Raw genomic sequence first — 19,787 nt, forward strand, 5'->3', positions numbered from 1 at the left:
TCTCGCAATCCATTCTTTTTTTCATAACTTTTTCTTAGATCTGTAAGTTAACGCTATTCTAAATTTGCTTTGATAATTACTGTCAACTATTAAACATTATAGTTTTTGATCGCAACGTTTCCAGTTTCGCTATAATCGAAATATTTAATATTATTATCAAACCTTAAGAGCTCAGACTTTACATTATTAAAACCTAAATTTTCTATTCTTGTTTTTTTCAAAGATATAAAAGAATCATTGGCTTTATTAAAGTCATTTACATTATAAAAATTAATATGGCTATTGAAATTGATCGACTCAATAACTATATCTGATTCATGGAAGTTTAAATGAATTTCCCCATCAAAAACTAACATTATATTAATTGTCGTATTTTCGAAATCAGAGCAGTAGCCAGCAAGCCATATGTGCTTATCTCCAACACAAAACTCATTCCCTATGGAGTGATAATAGTTATCGGTATCAGTCGATAACTTAATATACACACATTTAATTCCTGAAATCGTTAACTCTGCTCGTTGCATCATTAAAGTAAAAATATCTAAGCCATCAATATCTAAGCTATTCAAAGCTCTAGCCACAATACTATTGCTATTTGTTTTAGTTATTACGCCATACCATAATTCATCATCAATATTTATAACCATATTGTTCAACAAAATAGATGAGTTTTCTTTTTTATTAATGATATCTAAAATTGAAAAATATGATTTCAAACCAATGTTATTATCCAGGCAAATCACTTGGGGATAGCAATCCGTTATATTTAAATTATACTTAATCATTTACTGGCACCTTTTTTTTTAAATTTATATTCAGTAACTGTTGATTTGTTTATCTGTTTCCCATCAGTCTATGGAAACCCAGTAAAGTTCCCACGCTCTTCGAGCTTTCGTCAACATAACGCTCAAATAATCTGTGTCTTGTTATTTTATTTTGTAGCTATAGTGATATTTTCAATTTTTTCTTTATCGGATAAGCTAAAGCACACTTCTGGTTCATGCTTATCATCATCAACCCAGGACAAAATAGCATCATTTAAGATATCAAGATAAATATCTAAATCGTGCACTGGTAACTCAGGGAGTTGCTCGTGAATGAGCACTATTTTCTTATTAGTGATCCAGTGAAAATCGCATACATCATCAGGATAAACATTCTAATTTACGAGAAAATAAAACCAATTATTCTTATGAATTTCACGCCATTAAGAAGTGAGTGCTATCCACATTGTAAATCGATATGGAACACCAAAAATAATATTTATCTCACCCGAACACTCCGTTTTTTTTACAAGATATACATTAGAAATGATGCACCCCGGAGATCCTCCAATGTACAGTTGCGCTAAAGGGCCTGAGTAAGCCTGACGGTCGATAATATGCTTACAGCCTTTATGATGTCGCTCATTGTATTACTCTCAAAAATAGCACTTGGCTAAAAATTAAATTACCTTCGTTCATAACGGTCGTCCTGAACAATATAAGGCTCAGCAATCTCTTTCCAAACAATCTGAGCCATCCTCTGCCATTCTGTTGGATTTTTTTGCTCTGAAATATATTCTCTAATTAACCTGACAGCCAAGTTAAAATCCTGCTTGTTAAGTTCAGCAAATGAATAGAACTTCAAATACTCGCCTTCCTCACATTTAACCATCTCATGTAATTTAGAGTAGCCCGGCGAAAAAACCGCATCCAGAAGATCGCCGAATGCATCCCAATACCTGCTATTGACATATGTAGATTTAAATTTATCCTCAATTTTCTCTACAGTATTATCCTGACTGAAAATTATAACTGCCCCCACGGAATTGCCTCACAATAAAAATTTTATTCTTTTTGCTGTTGTAACAGAACTGCATCAGGTTAACGAAAGCAAGGTAATTATCGAAAGACAAGCATAAAAACTGAATACCCACCCATTATTTACCCCCTCTATATATTAATCTTTTTGATAAAAAGTAAGAGTTGGCCCATATTCAGCGTCGTCATTTGATGACTCTATAATAAATTCCTTTTCAGGGAAGATCTCTTTCAACGTCATTCTCCATGAGCATTTCATTACGGTACATAATTGGTTGAAAACTGAGTCTGACACATTATCAGCTATACTCCCAAAAAGGTCGTAAACATGAGTGTGGTTTAACATTTTCTCTACAGCTGAATTTTTCTGCGAGAGTTTTAGTTTCCATGCCCGAAAGTTGTTTTCCTCGTATCTTTCATAAAGTAAGACACAGTTATCAACCACGATGAACTCAGGAAAAAAAAGACGCGAGTAAATTAAAACATCCTCCGGATGGCATTTTTCACTTATATATTCATGCAATCCTAATGTCTCAGGCTCCTCCCATTGAGCTTCCCAGGCATCATATCGTACAAGGTCATGAGGTTCGTCAATTAGAGATTTTTTTATCATGATATTTCATCCTGTGTTTCTAAAGAGCTCTTTCCCCACATCACTTTCAGATTGTCTCTGGCTCTGACGCGGAGTAGTTGCCATCTTATCACTTAGCTGTGTTGTTTCACGGAAAACAGGTCAGAGCATCATTACAGGAGAGAACATCCGCACCATGTTTTTGTACAGCATGCAAATGATTTTCTTCTGTTCCAAGAAAGTTATTCTCAACAAAAAAATTAATTAGGGTTCATCTGTATAGATGCTAAATTTATTAGATCCAGTTTCATCTTCAATGATGACTCTTCCGCAGGAAGGGCACTTGTAAACGTCTCGCCTAAATTTGTTATAACAATCAAAAAAATCGTCACCTGTGATATAGCCGCGAGTTTACGCGGGTTGGTGAATTAAAAAATGAGGCAAACAAACCAGCATTGCTAACTGACTATTATTTAATAGTGGGGGTAAGCCAGGTTAAGCTAGCTTTTCCGCTCTGTGCTAGAAGCAGACATTGATAATATGTTGATAAGATCAGTTTCACATGCACTTTTGCCAGCACGACGTTGACTAAGGTACCTGCCCAACCGGGTCAGCCTAACCCGCTGCGGCAGCTCACCATTTAAGGCCGCTGGCTGGAGCACTGGAATTCAGCACCGGGCAGGTGGTGGTACCGCTGAAAAGGGACGGCTGATTATTGAGACGCAGTTGAAGAGCGACCATAAAAAGTTAAAATCCCGGCTTTTGAGGGCGGGGATTTACTACTCACCTATATATATAACCCCACTTTCAGGCGGGATCGAGTGATCCCATCCCATTACATTCAGGATAGCCTTTGCCTGGCCTCTCATTTTTTCCCATTCCTGACTGTGACAGAGTGCATCGTCGTTCCAGTACTTAAGATTATCAGCCCCACTAATTGATAAAATATAATCATCCAGCTCCTTGATCATCTGTCTCTGAATGTTCGCTAGTCTTGAGTCATCCATTTCATCCAAGGCTACTTCCCATTCAACAGCTAATTGATCGGCCGCATTTACGAACTGAGGAAATAAGTTTTTCTGTATTTCAAAGGGTTGAGAAAATGCTTGAGTAACCCATTTAAATTTAGTCATATACCTACTCTTAAGGTCTATTTATGATCGTGGCCTTTTCACCAGCACCTGGCTTATAAGAGGCAGGATCTACAACTTTGATCGTACCTTGCGTTGTAGTTGAGACCTTATTATAGCTACCACCGTGTCTTCCTCCTCGCGGATGATATTGGATCTGGTTGATCTCAGGATACCCCTTGACTTCAATAACTACTAACGATTTGATAACTTTTATTCAACCCAATTTTAAAATCATTTAGATATTGATATACAATATCTCCCCCCCGCGTACTTGATCAAATTCAATCCCGTAAATACTAAATATTTCTTCTCCGCCAATCTCACCACCTGTATAATTTTTCAAAAACCACACATACGATGGAGTTAGCTTGACTCCGAGAGTACTCTCTGCCTTTCTTATCCAATCGTCATCTACTACATTCTCAGAAGTGCCAAAATTCACGATGTCACTGTGAGCATTGAACAGTTCAACAACGTCTGCAGCTGTGATATTTTTCAATTGACTATTTCCTATAAGTTTTAGCTCTCTTTTCCCGCTAAAAATTGCCGTAACTTCTCATCACTTACTTTCATTCTTTTCTTCCCCCTGAATTATTTTGTCTTGTAACTTTTTCAGTTTTTCATACCTTACTCCATATTGATCCTTCGCTTTCGTAAGAAGAATAATAATTGGTTTCCAGAAGCGATTAGTTTAATCCTGGTGACCTGCCCCAGTTTTTACCTCAAGGGCAACTGACTGGAAAAGGCGGGGTTTGTGACCGATACACCAGTTACCGTAGCGGTTGAGCACGGGCAACTGGTGATCCGGCCTGTAAATGAATGACAGAGAACAATCCCAAGTTGGCGATCGTCTAAACGATTACCGTTAAATATGGTGGGAATTGCACAACATTATTGAAAATATGAAAAATCAATAAAAGATTCTATTTTAAAAAATTAGAATCTTTTTTGTTCCTTCATAGAAAATGTTAATTTTCATTCAACTGGTCTTAATGAAACAGCCATTTCTAAAGCTGTTTTTGAATAATTTATACTCCCATCAAAATCTGGTTGTGCTTTCATTTCATCCAAAGCATAAACAATACTTGCCATATATCCCACTTTAAAAAGATTGGCATCTATTTCTTTATTAGTATAAATACCAACAGACTGAGTGGTTCCATCATCAAGTAGTAAATCAATGGTATTATTGAAATCAGAAGGGTCTTGCCCTGCCACATAAGCTCTCTTTATTATTCCAGACTGGAACAATAAAGGCATTTTTCCTTTTTTGATACTATCCCACCATTCCTGAGAACCGAAAAGCCCATGAATACCTTTAAGACCCATCATTGGTTTTGATGAGTTTAAAGTTAGAGCTTGTGTCAGAGCCACTCGCCCGGGATTCATTTTTAATTCTTCTGATAACAAAAAAACCATTTTCATTGGTATTTTTGTTTCTTCCAAATTTAATAGCATAACTTTTCCTTTCATTTAACTTGTTCGAAATGGACAATATTATTATTGAATATTCCCATACCTTTACCTTGTCCAAGCTGAGTTGTCATCTGTCCACCTTCAACCTTAAATCGGGCATTAGTATCCATCCATTTCCCTGTCTGAGTTGACATGTTAGGTAATTCTTTTGCTGCTGCAGAATTTGCTGCAATGCCTATCTTTTCAAGCTCTGAGAATGTGCCAGGCTTAACCACTATTTTTACAGTCACTCCATCATATTTTGACGAATATCCCAATACCGGAGAAACAGAGGTCTCAGTTGTGGCTGGCATAACACCGGTTTCCCTGAATATTTGGTATTGTTTTTCAGACATAGTGCGATAAACAATTTCATTTCCGTGAGCATCATATTGTTGTACTGGATTTAGCGGATTTTTAGACTGAGTTGCAGGTACACCTATTGTTTGTTTCCCTGTCTGAGCCGTTCCCTTTCCGGCAACAATATCATCAATAGCCGAGGCTCCCGACGCTCCCACAGGACGAGCGGACGTTCCCTTTCCTGATTTAACACCCGCGGTGCCAACAAATTCTATAATAGCAGCGGCTGTAACCGCTTTGACAATGTTACGTTGATGTAATGCAGTATCATTAACCACCGGCTCAAGTTGAGAGATAGAGTATTGAGCCAGTTGACGGCACTGCTCTCCGCATTCTGGTGATGTAACAAGCAGCCGGAGTTTTTCCAGCTCAGCTGTCTGATCGTTTACTGAAATCCCCATAGCCAAGGCTTTGTTCTGCCGCTGAACATCAAGGTCATTCAGCTCTGTCCGTAGTTGCTCTCTCTCAGTATCCGTTTTCGCCTTCGCGTACTTTTCAGTAAAGGTAGTGATATCCTTATCACTCAGATAGTTATTCTCAACCGTCGTTTTCCCGGCCTGCGCCGCGGCAACCACACTTGCGCTGCTGTCGCCCACCAGGCCGCCGGCAAGGCCGGATGCCAGGGTTGCCAGTGCGGAAACGGTCTGTTTCTCTTCCTCGCTCAGTTCACCAACGGTTTTATGGTATGCGTCAACGGCAATTATCCCTGCCAGTTCGCCGGTGGCGGCTCCTGCCGCTGCGGTCGCTGCATCTTTTTTGCTGGCTGCCGCCAGCGCGGCATTTACCACGGCGTGGGCCAGCACGCGTGCTTGCCAATCTGTTTCGGGAATTAACCTGGCAATCTCATTCGCCAGGTAAGGTGCGGCGCCACCAGCAATCGCTGATTTGAGATCGCCTCCGGCAAGCGCCTGCACTGCGGCGGTTGTGGCGGTGATGGCACGCTGAACGCTGCCGCCCGTGCCCTGCTGTGTTTTCGCAAACTCACGGTTATAGAAGGTCTGGTACATCTGGTCACTGATGGCCTCATCAGTGACCGGCTTACCTGCCTTCTGCAGCAGGCTGATGGCTGCCGCGCGGTCTTTCTCATCCGCGTGTTGCATACTGGCTTTAGCATTTTCCGTCGCGGCGATCTTCGCGTCGGTGCGCACAATATCCGAGACCTGACTACCAATCTCGCCAATCAGCTGTGCCGTTTGCAGCCGCCGTTGCTCTTTTTCCTTGTTGAATATCGGGTCGATGCTGCCGTTGGCATGTTCCGTGTCGCGGCTCAGCGTGCCGACATCCTGCTGCTGATTTGCGGTATCGCGCACAATCACCGTACCGTCAGCCACCGCCGATTGCGTGGTGCCTTCGGCATGCCCGCTACCGCCCAGCCCGGTCAGCATGTTGCTCGCCATATTGCCGAGCACGTTGCCGGCAATGCTTCTCCCGGTGCTGAACCCGCCGCCGACGTGTTCGGCTTTGTAATCCGCTTTGTTGGCGATATCCGTGAAGCCAAGCGTACCGGTGTCCAGCCGGTTTTTGTCAGCCTCTGCGCGGCTGGCAAGCACCGCGCCATCCAGCTGCGTATGGTTGCCGACCGTAACATCGAAACCACCTTTGCCAGCGAAGATACCCGTCTGCTCCTGCACCGAGTCGTAGTTGCTCTTCATCTTGTCGCGGCTGTAGCTGAAGCTGCCACCCGCTCCGCTGCCGAAGGTGTAATTCAACCCGCCGCTGACGCTCTGCTGCTTGCTGTTATAAGTGTCGCTGTCCTGCAGGCTGCTCAGCGTCAGGTCTCGGCCAACATCCGCCGTCACCTTGTCGCCATTAACCTGCGCGCCCTGCAACAGGGTGTCGCGACCGCTGCTTAGGCTGACATTTTGCCCGGCATCAAGCGTGCTCTCCTTCCAGGTGGTGCCATTACCTTTCTCGCCGCCCTTCGCGGCGTTACCGCTGGCGGAAACGGTAAACCCTGCGCCATCTTTTCCGGCAGTAATGCCGACGCCAAGGGAGCCGCCCTTGCTGGAGTTGCTGCCGGTGGTTTTCTGGGTATCTGCTGCGCCCGTAAGGGTGATATCCCGCGCGGCATCGAGGGTGAGATCTTTCCCGGCTTTCAGCTGGCTGCCCGCAATGGCAATATCGCCGCTGTTCGCCATCTGACCTTTGCCGCTGGCGGTGATGCTGAGATCGTTCCCGGCGTTAAGGGTGCTGCCGGTATTGGTCTCCTGCTCCGAGTGGGAGGTGGATTTCGACGACTGCCCACCGATGGAGGCCATCACGCCGAACGCACCGTTCTTCGTCATGTCGCCGCCGCTGACCGCGTCCGCCAGGCGGCTCGCCTGCCCGGCCTGAATGCCGGATAGCGCCGCTTTGGTGGCCTGCAATGCGGCCAGTCGTCCGTCGCTCTGATCTTTGGCTTCCATGGCGGTGGTCGCCGCTGTGTTCACCGCATCGCCGACCGCGCCGGAGAGCGCCACTGTCAGGCCGCTGCTCTTCTGCCTGAACGTCTGGTCACTGACCCGTTTGTCACGGCCAGGTTCGACAACCACACTGTCGCCGGAAAGGGAGAGATCCTTTTTCGCCACCAGATCTGCGCCGCCCACATGCAGTTGCTCGCCAGCGTTAATCGCGACATTGCCACCGTTGCTGCCAATGGTGCTCATGCTCTGGCTCTGGGTGGTGCCCTTCTCTTTCAGATCCTGCGTGGTTTTGCTGGTGCCGATGGTGAAACCAATCCCGCCGGAGCCCATCAGGCCGCTCTTTTTCTTCTCTTTGAACTGCCAGTTGGAATCCGTGTTGGTGGCGGCCTCAATATTGACGTCGTGATCGGCACTCAGCGCCACATTGCCATCACCTACTACATTCGAGCCTTTCACCAGCAGGTCATTGCCGGATTTGAGGGTGATGTTATCGCCGCTCAGCAACGTGCCGGACTCGCGCGTCGCGCTCTGCTCAGAGATGGTGTGCGTGGTGGTTTTTTTCAGGAACCCTTTTTTGGTTTTGGTTTGTTCCTGGTAGTGGTAATCGCTCTCGGTGGCGGTCGTCAGGTTGATGTCACGCCCGGCCTGCACGCCGATATCGCCCTGCGCTGTCACCTGCGCCGCTTCGGCGTTCATATCGCGCCCGGCGATAATCGTCGTGCCCGCGCCGCTGGCAATCTCCGTACCCTGCTGGCGTACCTGTTCGTTGATAACAGTTTTTTTGCGGGCTTTATAACTGTCGCCCTGCGTCGTCTCTGCGGCTTGTAGATCGGCATCGCGACCGGCCTGCATCCCGACCTGCTGCTCTGCTGCCAGCCCGGCGGCCTGGGAATGAATGTCCTGCCCGGCGGTGAGGATCAGGTTACCGCCCGCACTGGCGGTGGTGCGATCAAGCCCGGCGCTGTGATTTTCGCTGTTGCCGTTACGGCTGCTCTGGCTAGTCTGCTGCGCATTCAGGTTGAGGTCATTGCCTGCGGCAAGCGAAGCATCTTTTCCTGCGCGAACATCGCTGGCGGTCAGCGTTAAATCTTCGCCTGCCTGCATGGAAAGCGAACCGCCCGCCGTGATGCCGCTGCCCTGATAGCTCACGGTGGACCGGCTGGTCGGCGTTTGCCGCCGGAAGCCGGACTGACTGTAAGCATCGTTAATGTCAATGGCGTTGACGGCGATATTGCCGCCCGCGTCCATCAGCAGATCGCCGCCTGCCGCCAGGGTAGAGCCGGTGAGCGTGATATCTTTTCCGGCCGTGAGTGTTAAGCCATCCAGCGCCGTGATACTGGCGATGCTGCCAAGGGTGGTGTCCTTCAGGCTTATCGTGCCGCCCTTACCCTGCGCATTGAGCGCAAGCTGGTCGGCCAGAGTGATGTTGTTGATGCTGCCGTCGAGGCTCTCAAGCGCTACCGTTTTGCCACTGATGGCAGAGCTGATGTTGTTGATATCGCCAACTGCGCTGAGATCGACATTGCCGCCCGCTTTTAACAGCGCATCGTTGGTGTTGATAATCTGCGAGGCGCTGTTAACGCTGAGATCGTTGCGCGCCAGCAGCGTGCTGCCGCTGTTGGTGACCTTGCCGCCATTGATGGTGACGTTATTCCCGGCAATAACGCTGCCGTTATTAACGGTGACATCTTTCGGCGAGAGGTAAAGTTTCGGGATCATCACCGTTTCGCCGCCGATGGTCGCGCGCTCCCACCACAGGATGCTGTGGTCCAGCGCCGCAATCTGATCGGCGGTGAGCGCGATACCAAACTGCAGACCCAGGGATTGCTTCGCGTTGGCGGCGTTATCCATCAGGTAGCGCATCTGCTCCAGATCGGAGCCGATACCGTTCAGGTAGCGGTTACCGGTCTGGTTCAGCATGGCATTGCTGACATAACGCGTATCAAATGCGGCATCACCGAGGAAACGGTAGTCGTAATCCGGTTTCAGGTTGATGCGATCCAGCATGTAGGCTGAACCGAGGAACAGCTTCTCGTCGGTATACTTTGGATTGGTCTCGCGCGGCGCAACCAGTGTGGTCATGCCAGCCTGGACGAAGAGCGGGTTGCCCGCCAAATCAGGCGTTGATACGTCAGCCCCGGCGATACCACCTGGCGCACTGACAAGCTTCACGCCCTCCGACTGCCTCATTCCCTGCGGTAGCGAAGGACCATTTACCTGGCTGACTGGCGTAATGCCGCCAGGTAACCCGGAAGAGTTCTGCCCGGTGGGCTTCGCCGCAGGGTTAACCCCGGCCGGCAGGTTCGCGGCGTTATAACCGGGCGCGGAGGCCGAAGGCGACAGCCCCAGCAACGCATTCAGGTCGCCGAACAGCGCCGGATCTAAATCACCCAGCCCGTCCAGTTTTGGGTTGAGGGTAATGAGATAGGGGCTTTTCGGGTTAGTCGACACCACGAAGTAGCCGTTATTACCCGTTGGCAGCGGATAGGCGCTGGTATCAACGGTTTTCCCCTGGTGCTGGCCGGGGCCGCTATTAGCGATATTTTTCAGCGCGGCCTGAGTAACATTGGCACTGGCCAGGCTTCCTGCATTACCAAGGCTGGCACTGCCTTTTTGCTGACCGCTGACGGTGCTCAGCGCCGCTCCGGCCGTTGTGCCATTGTCCAGCGAACCGCCGCCGTTAATCTGCTGCAGCGCGTTTTGTAGCTGATCCTGCCACTGTGGCGAGTTAACGGACGCAGAGCCTGCGGCAAGCGCCTGTTTTGCCACGCTACCGCCAATACCCTGGTTGCTCAGGGTATTCAGTGCAGGAGCGGTAATCGTACCACTCACACCACCCGCGTGGGAGGTGGTAGTTTCGTTACTGATATTGCTACTGAAGTTAGCGGTTACATTACCACCGGCCTGGATAACGGCGCGATATAATTGCCCCTGAGTGGTCTCAAGCTCATGACCCTGCAAGGTAAATTTGATGTCCTGAATGTACTTTAAGTATCTTGTGTTTTTGTTAGATAAACCGCCATCCGGAATCTCTTTTTCAGCATATTTTCCCGCCCGGCCTGGGTCATATTTATAAACAAGAACATCAGTGGTTGTGCCATTTTGCCAACTCTGATTGTTAAGCTGGCCTCCTTGTAACGTAAGGTTATTCCCACTCAGTATTTCACTGGCTTTGTTATCAAGGGAGTTTGCTGAAATAAATGCATTTCTGCCTGATGCTATACGTGCGCTTCCACCACTACTGGTGACATCAGTGCGTGTCTCACTTAATACAAATTTTTGTGAAACAGAGTCTTTAAAGGGAAGATAGTAAAACGTCGTTACTGTCCATGAAGAGCATCCGCCATCTTTACCTCCGCAAGAGGGAGACTCATGATATTCATCATTTCTATAGTAGCCATAACTACCTGTAGGCAGCAGCGAATAATGTACGTTTAAGGTTGCGTTGCCCACACCGGGAATTGTTTGCGCATTTGTTGTGACTGTATTGGCTTTAAGCCCATCCCGCTGATTCAGCAGATGCCCGGTTCTGATGGTGATATCACCACTCTGCGTCTCAATATTCCCTGACGTGTTAACGACTTCACTATTCGCATTCCCCGCCGCATCGCGTTGCATCGACAGGTTATTCCCCGCCAGCATATCGCCGCGCTGGTTGGTAATCGTGTTCGCATAGAGCGCCAGGTTATTCGCCGCGTAGAGCAGCGCGGTGTTAACAATGCTTCCCGGCGCGCTGAGCGTCAGGCTGCCGCGGGTGCCGGTAAATCCGTTTACCGCGATCGCGCCGCGGCTTAACAGTGTCACATCACCGCCACCCTGCAGGGAGCCGTTACCATTCAGCACAATCGTGCTGCCGCTTAGGGTGCTGCTGCCGTTGCCGGTGGTGATTTGCCCGTTGTTCGTCAACTGCCCGCCTGCGCTCAGGTTGACCGCCTGGCCCTGCATCACAGACTGGTTATCAATCGCGCCATTGCTGCTGATGTTCAGATTCCTGCCCGCCGCCAGCGCCGTTTTAGCGGTAAAGACATCGGCGAGTTGCAGCGTCAGGTTACCAAGCGCAACCACCTGCCCCAGCGCATTCATGCCGGTTGCGCCAACAAACAGATCGCCGCCGCTGAAGAGCTTGCCGCTGGCGGACTGATTCACTTGTGAGGCATTCACCGTCAACTGGCTGTTCCCCAGCAGCGTACCGTTGTTAGTCAGCTGGGCGTAATTCAGCGCCAGGTTGTTGGCCTGGGTGGTGCCCTGGTTAGTGAAGGTGTTGCCGGTCAGCGTCATCTGGTCGGCAAGCAGCGTCCCGGTGCCTGCGTTATTAGCCGCATTGAGGATCAGATTGGTGGCCTGTAACCAGCCCGCGCCGCTGTATTGCGGGGTGGTTAAGGTCAGACGCGCGTCGGAGAGGAGTTTGCCCGTATTTATTGCCTGTGCGGTGCTATCAATGCGGGTTTCGCCCGCCCCCTGAATCAGCCCGTAGTTGAACAGCGATGGTGCGGTAAGCGTCAATCCACGGCTGCTCACCAGTTCGGCACCCGCATTGTTGGTCAGCGAACTCGCCGTAAGCGTAAGATCTCCGCCCTGGATTTTGCCCTGGTTGCCGACGGTTGCAGCGGTAAGCCCCAGCACACCGTTGCTGGCAAACGTGCCTCGCGCCTGCTGGGTGAATGCGCCGTTGAGCGTCGCGGTCGCGCCGTCGCGTCCGCTGATGGCACCGCTGTTATCGAGTGTATTCCCCTTCAGCGTAAGGGTGGCTGCCGCCCACTGTCCCTGGTTGGTGAGCGAGAGCGCCTGCAACGCCGCCGCGCCCATGGCGGTAATTTTACTGCCCGCCGTGGAGTTGAGATTGCTCGTAAGCGTCAGGTTCAGCGCCCCGGCGCTCTGCACCGCGCCGCCATTCTCCAGCGACTGGGCCGCCAAAAGCACCCGGTTCCCTTGCCAGCTCCCGGCGTTACGCACCGTCCCGGCGGTAATATCGAGCGTGCCCTGAGTGAGTAACGATCCCGTCGCGCCGTTGCTCAGCTCAAGCGCTGGTGCCACCAGCGCCATACGTGCCAGTGTGGTGACAGCGGGTTGACGGTTATCCAGTTGCAGGCCTTTCAGCCCGATCAGTTTGCCGGTGTTGGTGATGCGGCTCTCATGTGCCGCCAGGCTGTTGCCCTGCAGCATGCCGGTGTTGGTCAGCGACTGGCCGCTCAGCGTGATATCACCGGCGCTCAGCATCTGCCCGTCGTTATTCAGCGTCTGGGCACGTACATTCATTCCACCCTGGCTGGTTAACGAGCCGGACAAGGCCAGCGTATTGCCGACATTCGCCGTCAGCTCACCCTGGCTCAGCAGCGAGCCGCCGAGCGTCCAGTTATCGACGGCCACATTGACCTGGCTGCCCTGCAACGTCCCCAGCGTGGTGAGCGATCCGCTATCCAGCGTCAACATATCGCCGCTCAGGGTGCGCGATCCCCCGCCGGTGGTCAGCGTGTCACCGCTCACCGCCAGGCCATTATTGCCCTGCCACAAGCCGTTGTTGTGCATTTCCGGGCCCGTTAACGTCAGGGTGTTGCCGGTGATGCGTCCGCTGTTGGTCAGGGTTTGCGCGTGTAAATCGGTCGCGCCGCCGCTGACCAGTTGCCCGTCGTTGATGAGATCTGCGCCGTAAACCCCGGTCAGCCCCTGCAAGCCGTTAACCAGACCGCGGTTGTTCAGGCTCGAACCGTTTAACGAGACGTTGCCACCCTGCACTGTTCCGCCATTTTCCAGCTTGCCAACATTGAGCGTCATGGCATCGCCGGAGAGCAAACGGCCGCCCGCATTATTGGTTAGCGTGTCTGCCGTGGCCTGCAATCCGTGCGCTCCCTGCATCAGCCCGCTATTGCTGAGCGCTCTGCCCTCAAGGGTCAGTGACTGCGCGGCGATGTCACCGCTGTTGGTCTGTGTATCGCCACGCAGCACCGCGTCCTGATGGGCAAGCAGAGTTCCGCTGTTGGTCAGCGTGCCGCGCAGTGTGGCGTCGAGAGCGTCAGACTCCACGCTGCCCCCGTTGACCAGCGTGAGCGCGTTCAGGGTCAGCCCACCGTTCACATAGAGCTGCCCCTGGTTCTCCAGCCGATCGAGATTCAGCGCCAGCGCGTTGCCGCTGACCAGTTGACCCTTGCTGCCATTCAGCAGGTTAAGGGTGCTGAGCGTCAGGGCATCGTTGCCCTGCAACAGGCCGGTGTTGGTCAGTTCAGGCGCGGTAAGCCGCAGTACTTTTGCCGCCAGCTTGCCGCCGTTCTGGGTTTGCGCGGTGCGGATATCCGCTGCGCCCTGGCTCAGCATCTGCCCCTGGTTATCCAGCTTGCCGCTTAGCGTGGCGTTAAGATCGTCCTGCGCCTGCAGGGTGCCGCCGTTGTGCATATTGTCGGCGGTTGCAGTAACGGTGCGGCCCTGGAGCTGCCCCTGGTTATCCAGTGTGCTGCCATTAAGCGTAAGGCCGTTGCCGCTCAGCAGCTGACCACTGGCCGCATTCACCAGCGAGGCTCCATCCCAGGCAAGCGTGTCGCTGCCCTGAATCAACCCGCTATTGCGCACATCGCCATGCAGGGCGAGCACTTTAGCCATCAGCGTGCCGTCATTCTCGCTGCCTGCCGCCTGGAGCATCATTGCCTGCTGGCTGATGATGCGCCCCTGGTTTTCCAGTTTGCCGCTAACTTCGGCATTCAGGCCATTTTTACCCAGCGCGGTGCCGCTGTTGAGCCACTCGCCGGTGGCTAAATCCAGCGTATCGCCCTGCAACTGACCTGCATTGACCAGGCGACCATTTTTCACGGTGACGGCGCCATTGCTCAGCACGACGCCGCCCTGCTCATTGGTCAGGCTGGTGCCGGTTGCCGTCAGGCCGTTCGTGCCCTGCAACGTTCCACTGTTGTTGATATCGCCCTGCTTCAGCGTCAGGGTGTTACCCGCCATCAGGCCGCGGTTAAGCAGCGTCGGTGCGCTGAGCGTCAGGCCGCTCTCGCCGATGATGCGCCCGTTATCGTGGTTTATCGCCTGCCGTGTGAGCGTCAGCAGCAGCGAGGTGGCGGTCAGCTCACCGCTGTTCTCCAGACTCTGCGCCGTCACGCTGCCGGTCTCTGCCGAGACCAGCCCATCGTTCACAATATTGGCTGAATTAAAGGTGAGGTTTTTGTCGGCCAGCAGACGCCCGCTGGCGGCGTTGGTCAGGTTTCGGTAATCGCTGGAGAGGCTGACGCCGTTGATCTCGCCGTCGTTCACCAGCGTGTTACCGCCAATATGCAGATCGCCATCAGTGGTGATGAGACCGCTGTTGGTTAATTCAGGTATGGCGAGGGTGAAGCCCTGCGTGGAGTAGATCGTCCCGCCGGAGAGGTTATCCAGTTTGCCGGTCTGAAGATCGAGCACGCGGGTGCCCTGCAACAGGCCGCTGTTGCGGATCTGCTCGCCGTTCATCGCGAGGTTGTCGGCAACCAGCGTACCGCTATTCTCAAGCGCAGTTTGCCCATTTAAATTGATGCCAGCGGCGCTGGACTTGCCGCCGTGGCTCAGAGAGTTAGCCTTAACATCCAGCGCGCCTTTTACCGCCTGCGTCCCGTTAAGCGTGACGCGGTCCGCATCGAGGGTCATATCGCCCCCGCTCTGCAACTGCGCCTGTTGCTGGCTGCTCAGCGTCCCGGCGTGAACAGTAAGCGCACCGCCAGCGTTAACCTGCCCGTCGAGATCGGCCTGCGTTTGTGCACGCAGCGCCACATTGCCGATACCGGTAATGGTGGAGCCCGCGCCGCTAGCGAGCGTTCCGGCCTGCACGCGCAGTGCGCCATCGGATGCCAGCGTGCCGCTGTTTTGCACCCGATCGCCCGTGATATCAAGAGCCTGCCCCTGTACCGTACCGGTGTTAGTAAGCGCCGTGACAGTGGCGGTGAGCTGGCCTTTTGCTGCCACCGCACCGCTGTTAGTTACCTCTCCGCCACGGATCTGCGCCGCGCCCGCTGCGTTCAGCGTGCCGCTGTTTTGTATGGCGTCGCCGCCAATATCCAGCGTCTGGCCCTGCAACGTGCCGCTGTTGATAAGCGTCTGGCTATCGGCTGTTAGCTGGCCTTTTGCCGCCATCATTGCCCGGTTATCCAGCAGCCCGGCGCGCAGTTGCGTATCACCCGCAGACAAGGTTGAGCCGCTGTTGCGCAGCGTATCAGCAGCGATCTCCAGCGTCTGGCCTTCGAGCGAGCCGCTGTTATCAAGCGTTGCGCCTTCGGTGGTTAAGCGCCCTTTGGCGGTGATAGCGCCGCGGTTTTCCAGCGTGTTAGCACGCAGCAGCGCGTCGGAAGTAAAGGTCAGCGCCCCCTCGTTGCGTAACGTATCGCCGGTGAAGCCCAGGGAGAGCGCCTGAATGGTGCCGAGGTTATTGAGATGGGGAATGTTTAACAGCAGACCGTGCACCGAATAGATCGAGCCGCCGGTCTCGTTATCCAGTTGCCCGGTGTTCAGGTTCAGCGCCTGGGTGCCCTGGAGCAGGCTACGGTTGGCAATGTGCCGTGCGTTCAGCGCCAGGCTATCCGAAATCAGCGTGCCGCTGTTGGTCAGCCCATCCTGCACGGTGAGCGCGATACTTCCCGCGCTCGTTCTGCCGCCGTGGTTCAGGGTGTTAGCCTTCACCTCCAGCGCCCCTTTCGCCCACTGCGCGCCGTTAAGCGTGGCGCTGTCGGCGGCGATCGCCATCTTGCCGCCGCTTTGCAACTGGGCGGTGCTGGTCAGCGTGCCTGCCTCAACCTGCAACGATTTGTCGGCGTTGAGCTGCCCTTGCAAAGAGGCGTCACGTTTTACTGAAAGCTGGAAGTCACCTTTGCTGTTGAGCGTGGAGTCAGCCGTTGTCGCCAGGGAACCGGCATCGATGCGCAGTGCGTCATCCGCGACCAGCATGCCGCTGTTGCGCACCTGCTCACCGCGCATATCGAGGGTTTTGCCTTGCAGCGTCCCGCTGTTTTCCAGCAAATCACCGGCAATGCCGAGCGTCAGACCCTGCATCATTCCCTGGTTGTTCAACTGACCGCCACTGACGTTCAGGTCACCTTTTGCCGCCACGTTACCGCGATTTTCCAGTTGCTGCGCTTTTAGTGCCAGCCCGGTATCGGCAAGCAGCTTGCCCTCGTTTTGCAGCACATCGCTGGTGGCATTAAGCGACAGCCCCTGAATGGTGCCGCTGTTGTGCAGTTGCGGAGTGTTGAGGATCAGATCCTGAGCGGTGTAGATCGTGCCGGTCGTCTGGTTCTCCAGCCGATCCGCCTGCAAATTGAGAGCCTGGGTCCCCTGAACCTGCCCGCTATTGCTAACCTGCGCGGCATGCAGCGCAAGGTTATCCGCGATCAGCGTCCCGCTGTTGTTGATATTATCTGTCGCCGTCAGGGCGACAGCGGCTCCGCTCGTCTCTCCGCTGTTGTTGATGCTATCTGTCGCCGTCAGAGTGACAGCCGCCGCACTGGTCTGCCCGCTGTGGTCGAGCGTTTTCGCCGTTACGTTCAGCGCGTCCTGCGCGATTTGCGTCCCGCTCAGCGTCGCCTCATCCGCACTAAGATCCATGCGGCTCTTGCTTTCCAGACGCCCGGCGTTGGTTAGCCGTGCAGCGTTAGCGGTTAACTGGCCTTTTGCAGCAATGTTACCCCGGTTATCGAGCTGCCCGGCTCGCAGCCACAGGCCGGTATCGGCAAGCAACGTGCCCTCGTTTTGCAGCACATCGCCCGTCGTGCTGAGCGACAGCCCCTGAATCGTGCCGCTGTTGTGCAGCTGTGGAATGTTGAGGATCAGATCCCGGGCGGTGTAGATCGTGCCGGTCGCCTGGTTGTCCAGCCGATCCGCCTGCAAATTGAGCGCCTGGGTGCCCTGCATCTGCGCGGTGTTGTTAATCTGCGCAGCATGCAGCGCGAGGTTATTCGCCACCAGCGACCCGCTGTTGTTGATGCTATCTGACGCCGTCAGGGCAACATCAGCCGCGCTGGTCTGCCCGCTGTGGTTAAGCGTTTTCGCCGTCACGCTCAGCGCGTCATGCGCGATTTGCGCTCCGCCAAGCGTCGCGTTATCCGCACTGAGATCGACACGCCCCTTGCTTTCCAGACGCCCGCGGTTATTAAGCTCAGTCGCGCTGGCGGTGAGCTGGCCTTGCGCCGCGATGCTCCCCTGGTTTTCCAGTTGCCGTGCTTTCAGCCACAGGCCGGTATCGGCAAGCAGCGTGCCCTCATTTTTCAGCACGTCGCCGGTAATACGCAGCGACAGCCCCTGCACCGTGCCCTGATTGTTCAGCTGTGGCAGGGTGAAGTTGAGATCTTTTGCTGAATAGAGCGTGCCGCTGGCCTGGTTATCCAACAGGCTGGTGTTCAGGTTCAACGCGTCGGTGCCCTGAACCTGCCCGCTGTTGCTGATGTGGGCTGCGCCGAGAGTCAGGTTATTCGCTACCAGCGAACCACTGTTGGTCAGGGTGTCACGGGCATTGAGATTGAGCGCGCTGGCGCTGGATTTGCCGGTATGCTGGAGCGTGTTCGCCGTCACATCCAGCGCCCCGTTGGCCTGCTGAGTGCCCTTCAGCACTGCATTATCAGCGCCGAGCCGGATATTACCGCTGCTTTGCAACTGCCCCGTCTGGCCGTTATTCAGCCAGCTGGTTTCAGCGGTGAGTTGCTGTTTTGCTGCGATGGTTCCCTGGTTATCCAGTTGCCCGATCTTCAGTTGCGTATTGCTTTGCGACAGCAACGTGCCGCTGTTATGCAGCACATCGCCGGTCAGGTTAAGTGAGCGCCCCTGCACCGTGCCCTGGTTGTTGAGTTGCGGCAGCGTGAGCGTGAGATCCTGCGCGGAGTAAAGCGTACCGCTCGCCAGGTTATCCAGTTGAGTGGTGTTGAGATTCAGAGCCTGGGTGCCCTGAAGTTTCCCGCTGTTGGTGATGTGCGATGCGCCCAGCGCCAGCTCTTCCGCCACCAGCGAGCCGCTGTTGGTAAGCGTGTCCTTGCCGGTCAGCGCGATGCGATTAGCCGTAGAGGTTCCGCTGTGGGTGAGGTTTTTTGCCTTAACCTCCAGCGTCTCTTTTGCCACCTGGTTGCCGTTCAGCGCTACCGCCTGCGTTCCGGCGATGACCATATTGCCGCCCGTCTGGTGGCTTCCATTCAGCGTCACGCTCTCGCCGCTCGCGGTTAACGATCCGCTGGCGACACTCTCCCGGATGACCATTTTCCCGTTGGCATCAAGCTGGATGTCGCCCTGCCGCGCGGCCAGGTTGCCGAGGTTCACCCCAACGCCTTTTTCGGTCGACACCAGATGAATACGGTTGGCATACATGCCGCCGAGCGCGCCGGTATCCACCGCCACGACCGGAGCCGCGCCTTCGCCAGCAATCGGTGTGGCGTTTCCGCTGGCATCGACGCGGTTTGCGCCTGCGGTTACCGTTAACGCTTTCGCATGGATCGCGGCGTTCACTTCAGTCGCGCGGGAGATCAGCGACAGCGCATCGCTCGCACTGGCGTCCAGCCCCTTCCCTTCCACCGTAATGGTGCCTTTTGTCACCTCAAGCGCAGAGAGATTGCCCGCCGCGTCAAACTGCGGTTTACCGGTTGTCAGCGTTGCATTCGGCGTGTTGATAAAGCCGCAGCCATTACAGGTGATGCCATACGGGTTGGCGACCATAACATTCGCCGCTTTCCCGGCTACTTCGGTATAACCCTGCAACTGGGAACGGCTGCCGCCGGTGACTTCGTTGATAATGCCGCGCGCTTCCTGGCCTGCACGCAGGTTCGGGTTGTTCTGGACAAGCCCGCCCAGCTGCGTCTGCGTAAGCTGACCGGTGGCGTTGTTGAGGATTAACCCCTCGGCACCGACGTTGTACTCGTTGAACTGGTTATGGGAAATTCCCGCGCCGTTCGGCGTGGCGATATTGACCACCGGCACGCCATTGGCGGCCTTGTCCATGGTGGCCGGGCCATTCGGCGTGATGGCCGCGGCAAAGGAAGGCGCAACGGGCTGCCAGACCAGCAGGCTGATGATCAGCCAGCTCAGCGCGCGTTGTGAGAAACGAACAGGTTTGACTGTATCCATTGCC

At 53.4% G+C, this 19,787-nt stretch carries 9 protein-coding genes; 1 reads left to right on the top strand and 8 read right to left on the bottom strand.

Going from position 1 to position 19,787, the window contains the following annotated elements:
- Positions 1-89: 89 nt before the first annotated feature.
- The 6 genes from EH164_RS17560 to EH164_RS17580 form a co-directional block, all read right to left on the bottom strand.
- Positions 90-785: a hypothetical protein gene (locus tag EH164_RS17560; RefSeq protein ID WP_241174975.1), complete on the bottom strand. Its 696-nt coding sequence runs from the start codon at positions 783-785 to the stop codon at positions 90-92.
- 146 nt (positions 786-931) lie between these two features.
- Positions 932-1,072, bottom strand: a complete 141-nt coding sequence (locus tag EH164_RS22610) for a hypothetical protein (protein WP_164483624.1) — start codon at positions 1,070-1,072, stop codon at positions 932-934.
- A gap of 377 nt (positions 1,073-1,449) precedes the next feature.
- Positions 1,450-1,806 (bottom strand): hypothetical protein, encoded by a 357-nt coding sequence (locus EH164_RS17565; RefSeq protein WP_206430681.1) that lies wholly within the window; start codon positions 1,804-1,806, stop codon positions 1,450-1,452.
- Positions 1,807-1,941: 135 nt separating this feature from the next.
- Positions 1,942-2,415 (bottom strand): hypothetical protein, encoded by a 474-nt coding sequence (locus EH164_RS17570; RefSeq protein WP_124969563.1) that lies wholly within the window; start codon positions 2,413-2,415, stop codon positions 1,942-1,944.
- Positions 2,416-3,152: 737 nt separating this feature from the next.
- A complete protein-coding gene (locus EH164_RS17575) occupies positions 3,153-3,506 on the bottom strand; it encodes a hypothetical protein (RefSeq protein WP_124969565.1) in 354 nt (117 codons plus the stop codon).
- Positions 3,507-3,741: 235 nt separating this feature from the next.
- Entirely contained in the window at positions 3,742-4,005 is a 264-nt protein-coding gene (locus EH164_RS17580; RefSeq protein ID WP_124969567.1) for an SMI1/KNR4 family protein, read from the bottom strand.
- A 255-nt stretch (positions 4,006-4,260) separates the two neighbouring features.
- On the opposite strand from EH164_RS17580, the gene EH164_RS22805 reads away from it, so the two are divergent.
- Positions 4,261-4,329 (top strand): type I toxin-antitoxin system SymE family toxin, encoded by a 69-nt coding sequence (locus EH164_RS22805; RefSeq protein ID WP_241175055.1) that lies wholly within the window; start codon positions 4,261-4,263, stop codon positions 4,327-4,329.
- Positions 4,330-4,481: 152 nt separating this feature from the next.
- On the opposite strand, the gene EH164_RS17590 is transcribed toward EH164_RS22805, so the two are convergent.
- On the bottom strand, positions 4,482-4,964 hold the full coding sequence (locus EH164_RS17590; protein ID WP_124969569.1) for a hypothetical protein: 483 nt from the start codon (positions 4,962-4,964) through the stop codon (positions 4,482-4,484).
- Positions 4,965-4,975: 11 nt separating this feature from the next.
- Positions 4,976-19,783 carry a hemagglutinin repeat-containing protein gene (locus EH164_RS22810; protein ID WP_164483625.1) on the bottom strand — a complete coding sequence of 4,936 codons (14,808 nt, stop codon included), beginning with the start codon at positions 19,781-19,783 and terminating at the stop codon, positions 4,976-4,978.
- Between the last annotated feature and the right edge of the window lie 4 nt (positions 19,784-19,787).

It is taken from the genome of Kosakonia sp. CCTCC M2018092, assembly GCF_003864115.1.
In the GTDB taxonomy this organism is placed as follows: Bacteria; Pseudomonadota; Gammaproteobacteria; order Enterobacterales; family Enterobacteriaceae; genus Kosakonia; species Kosakonia cowanii.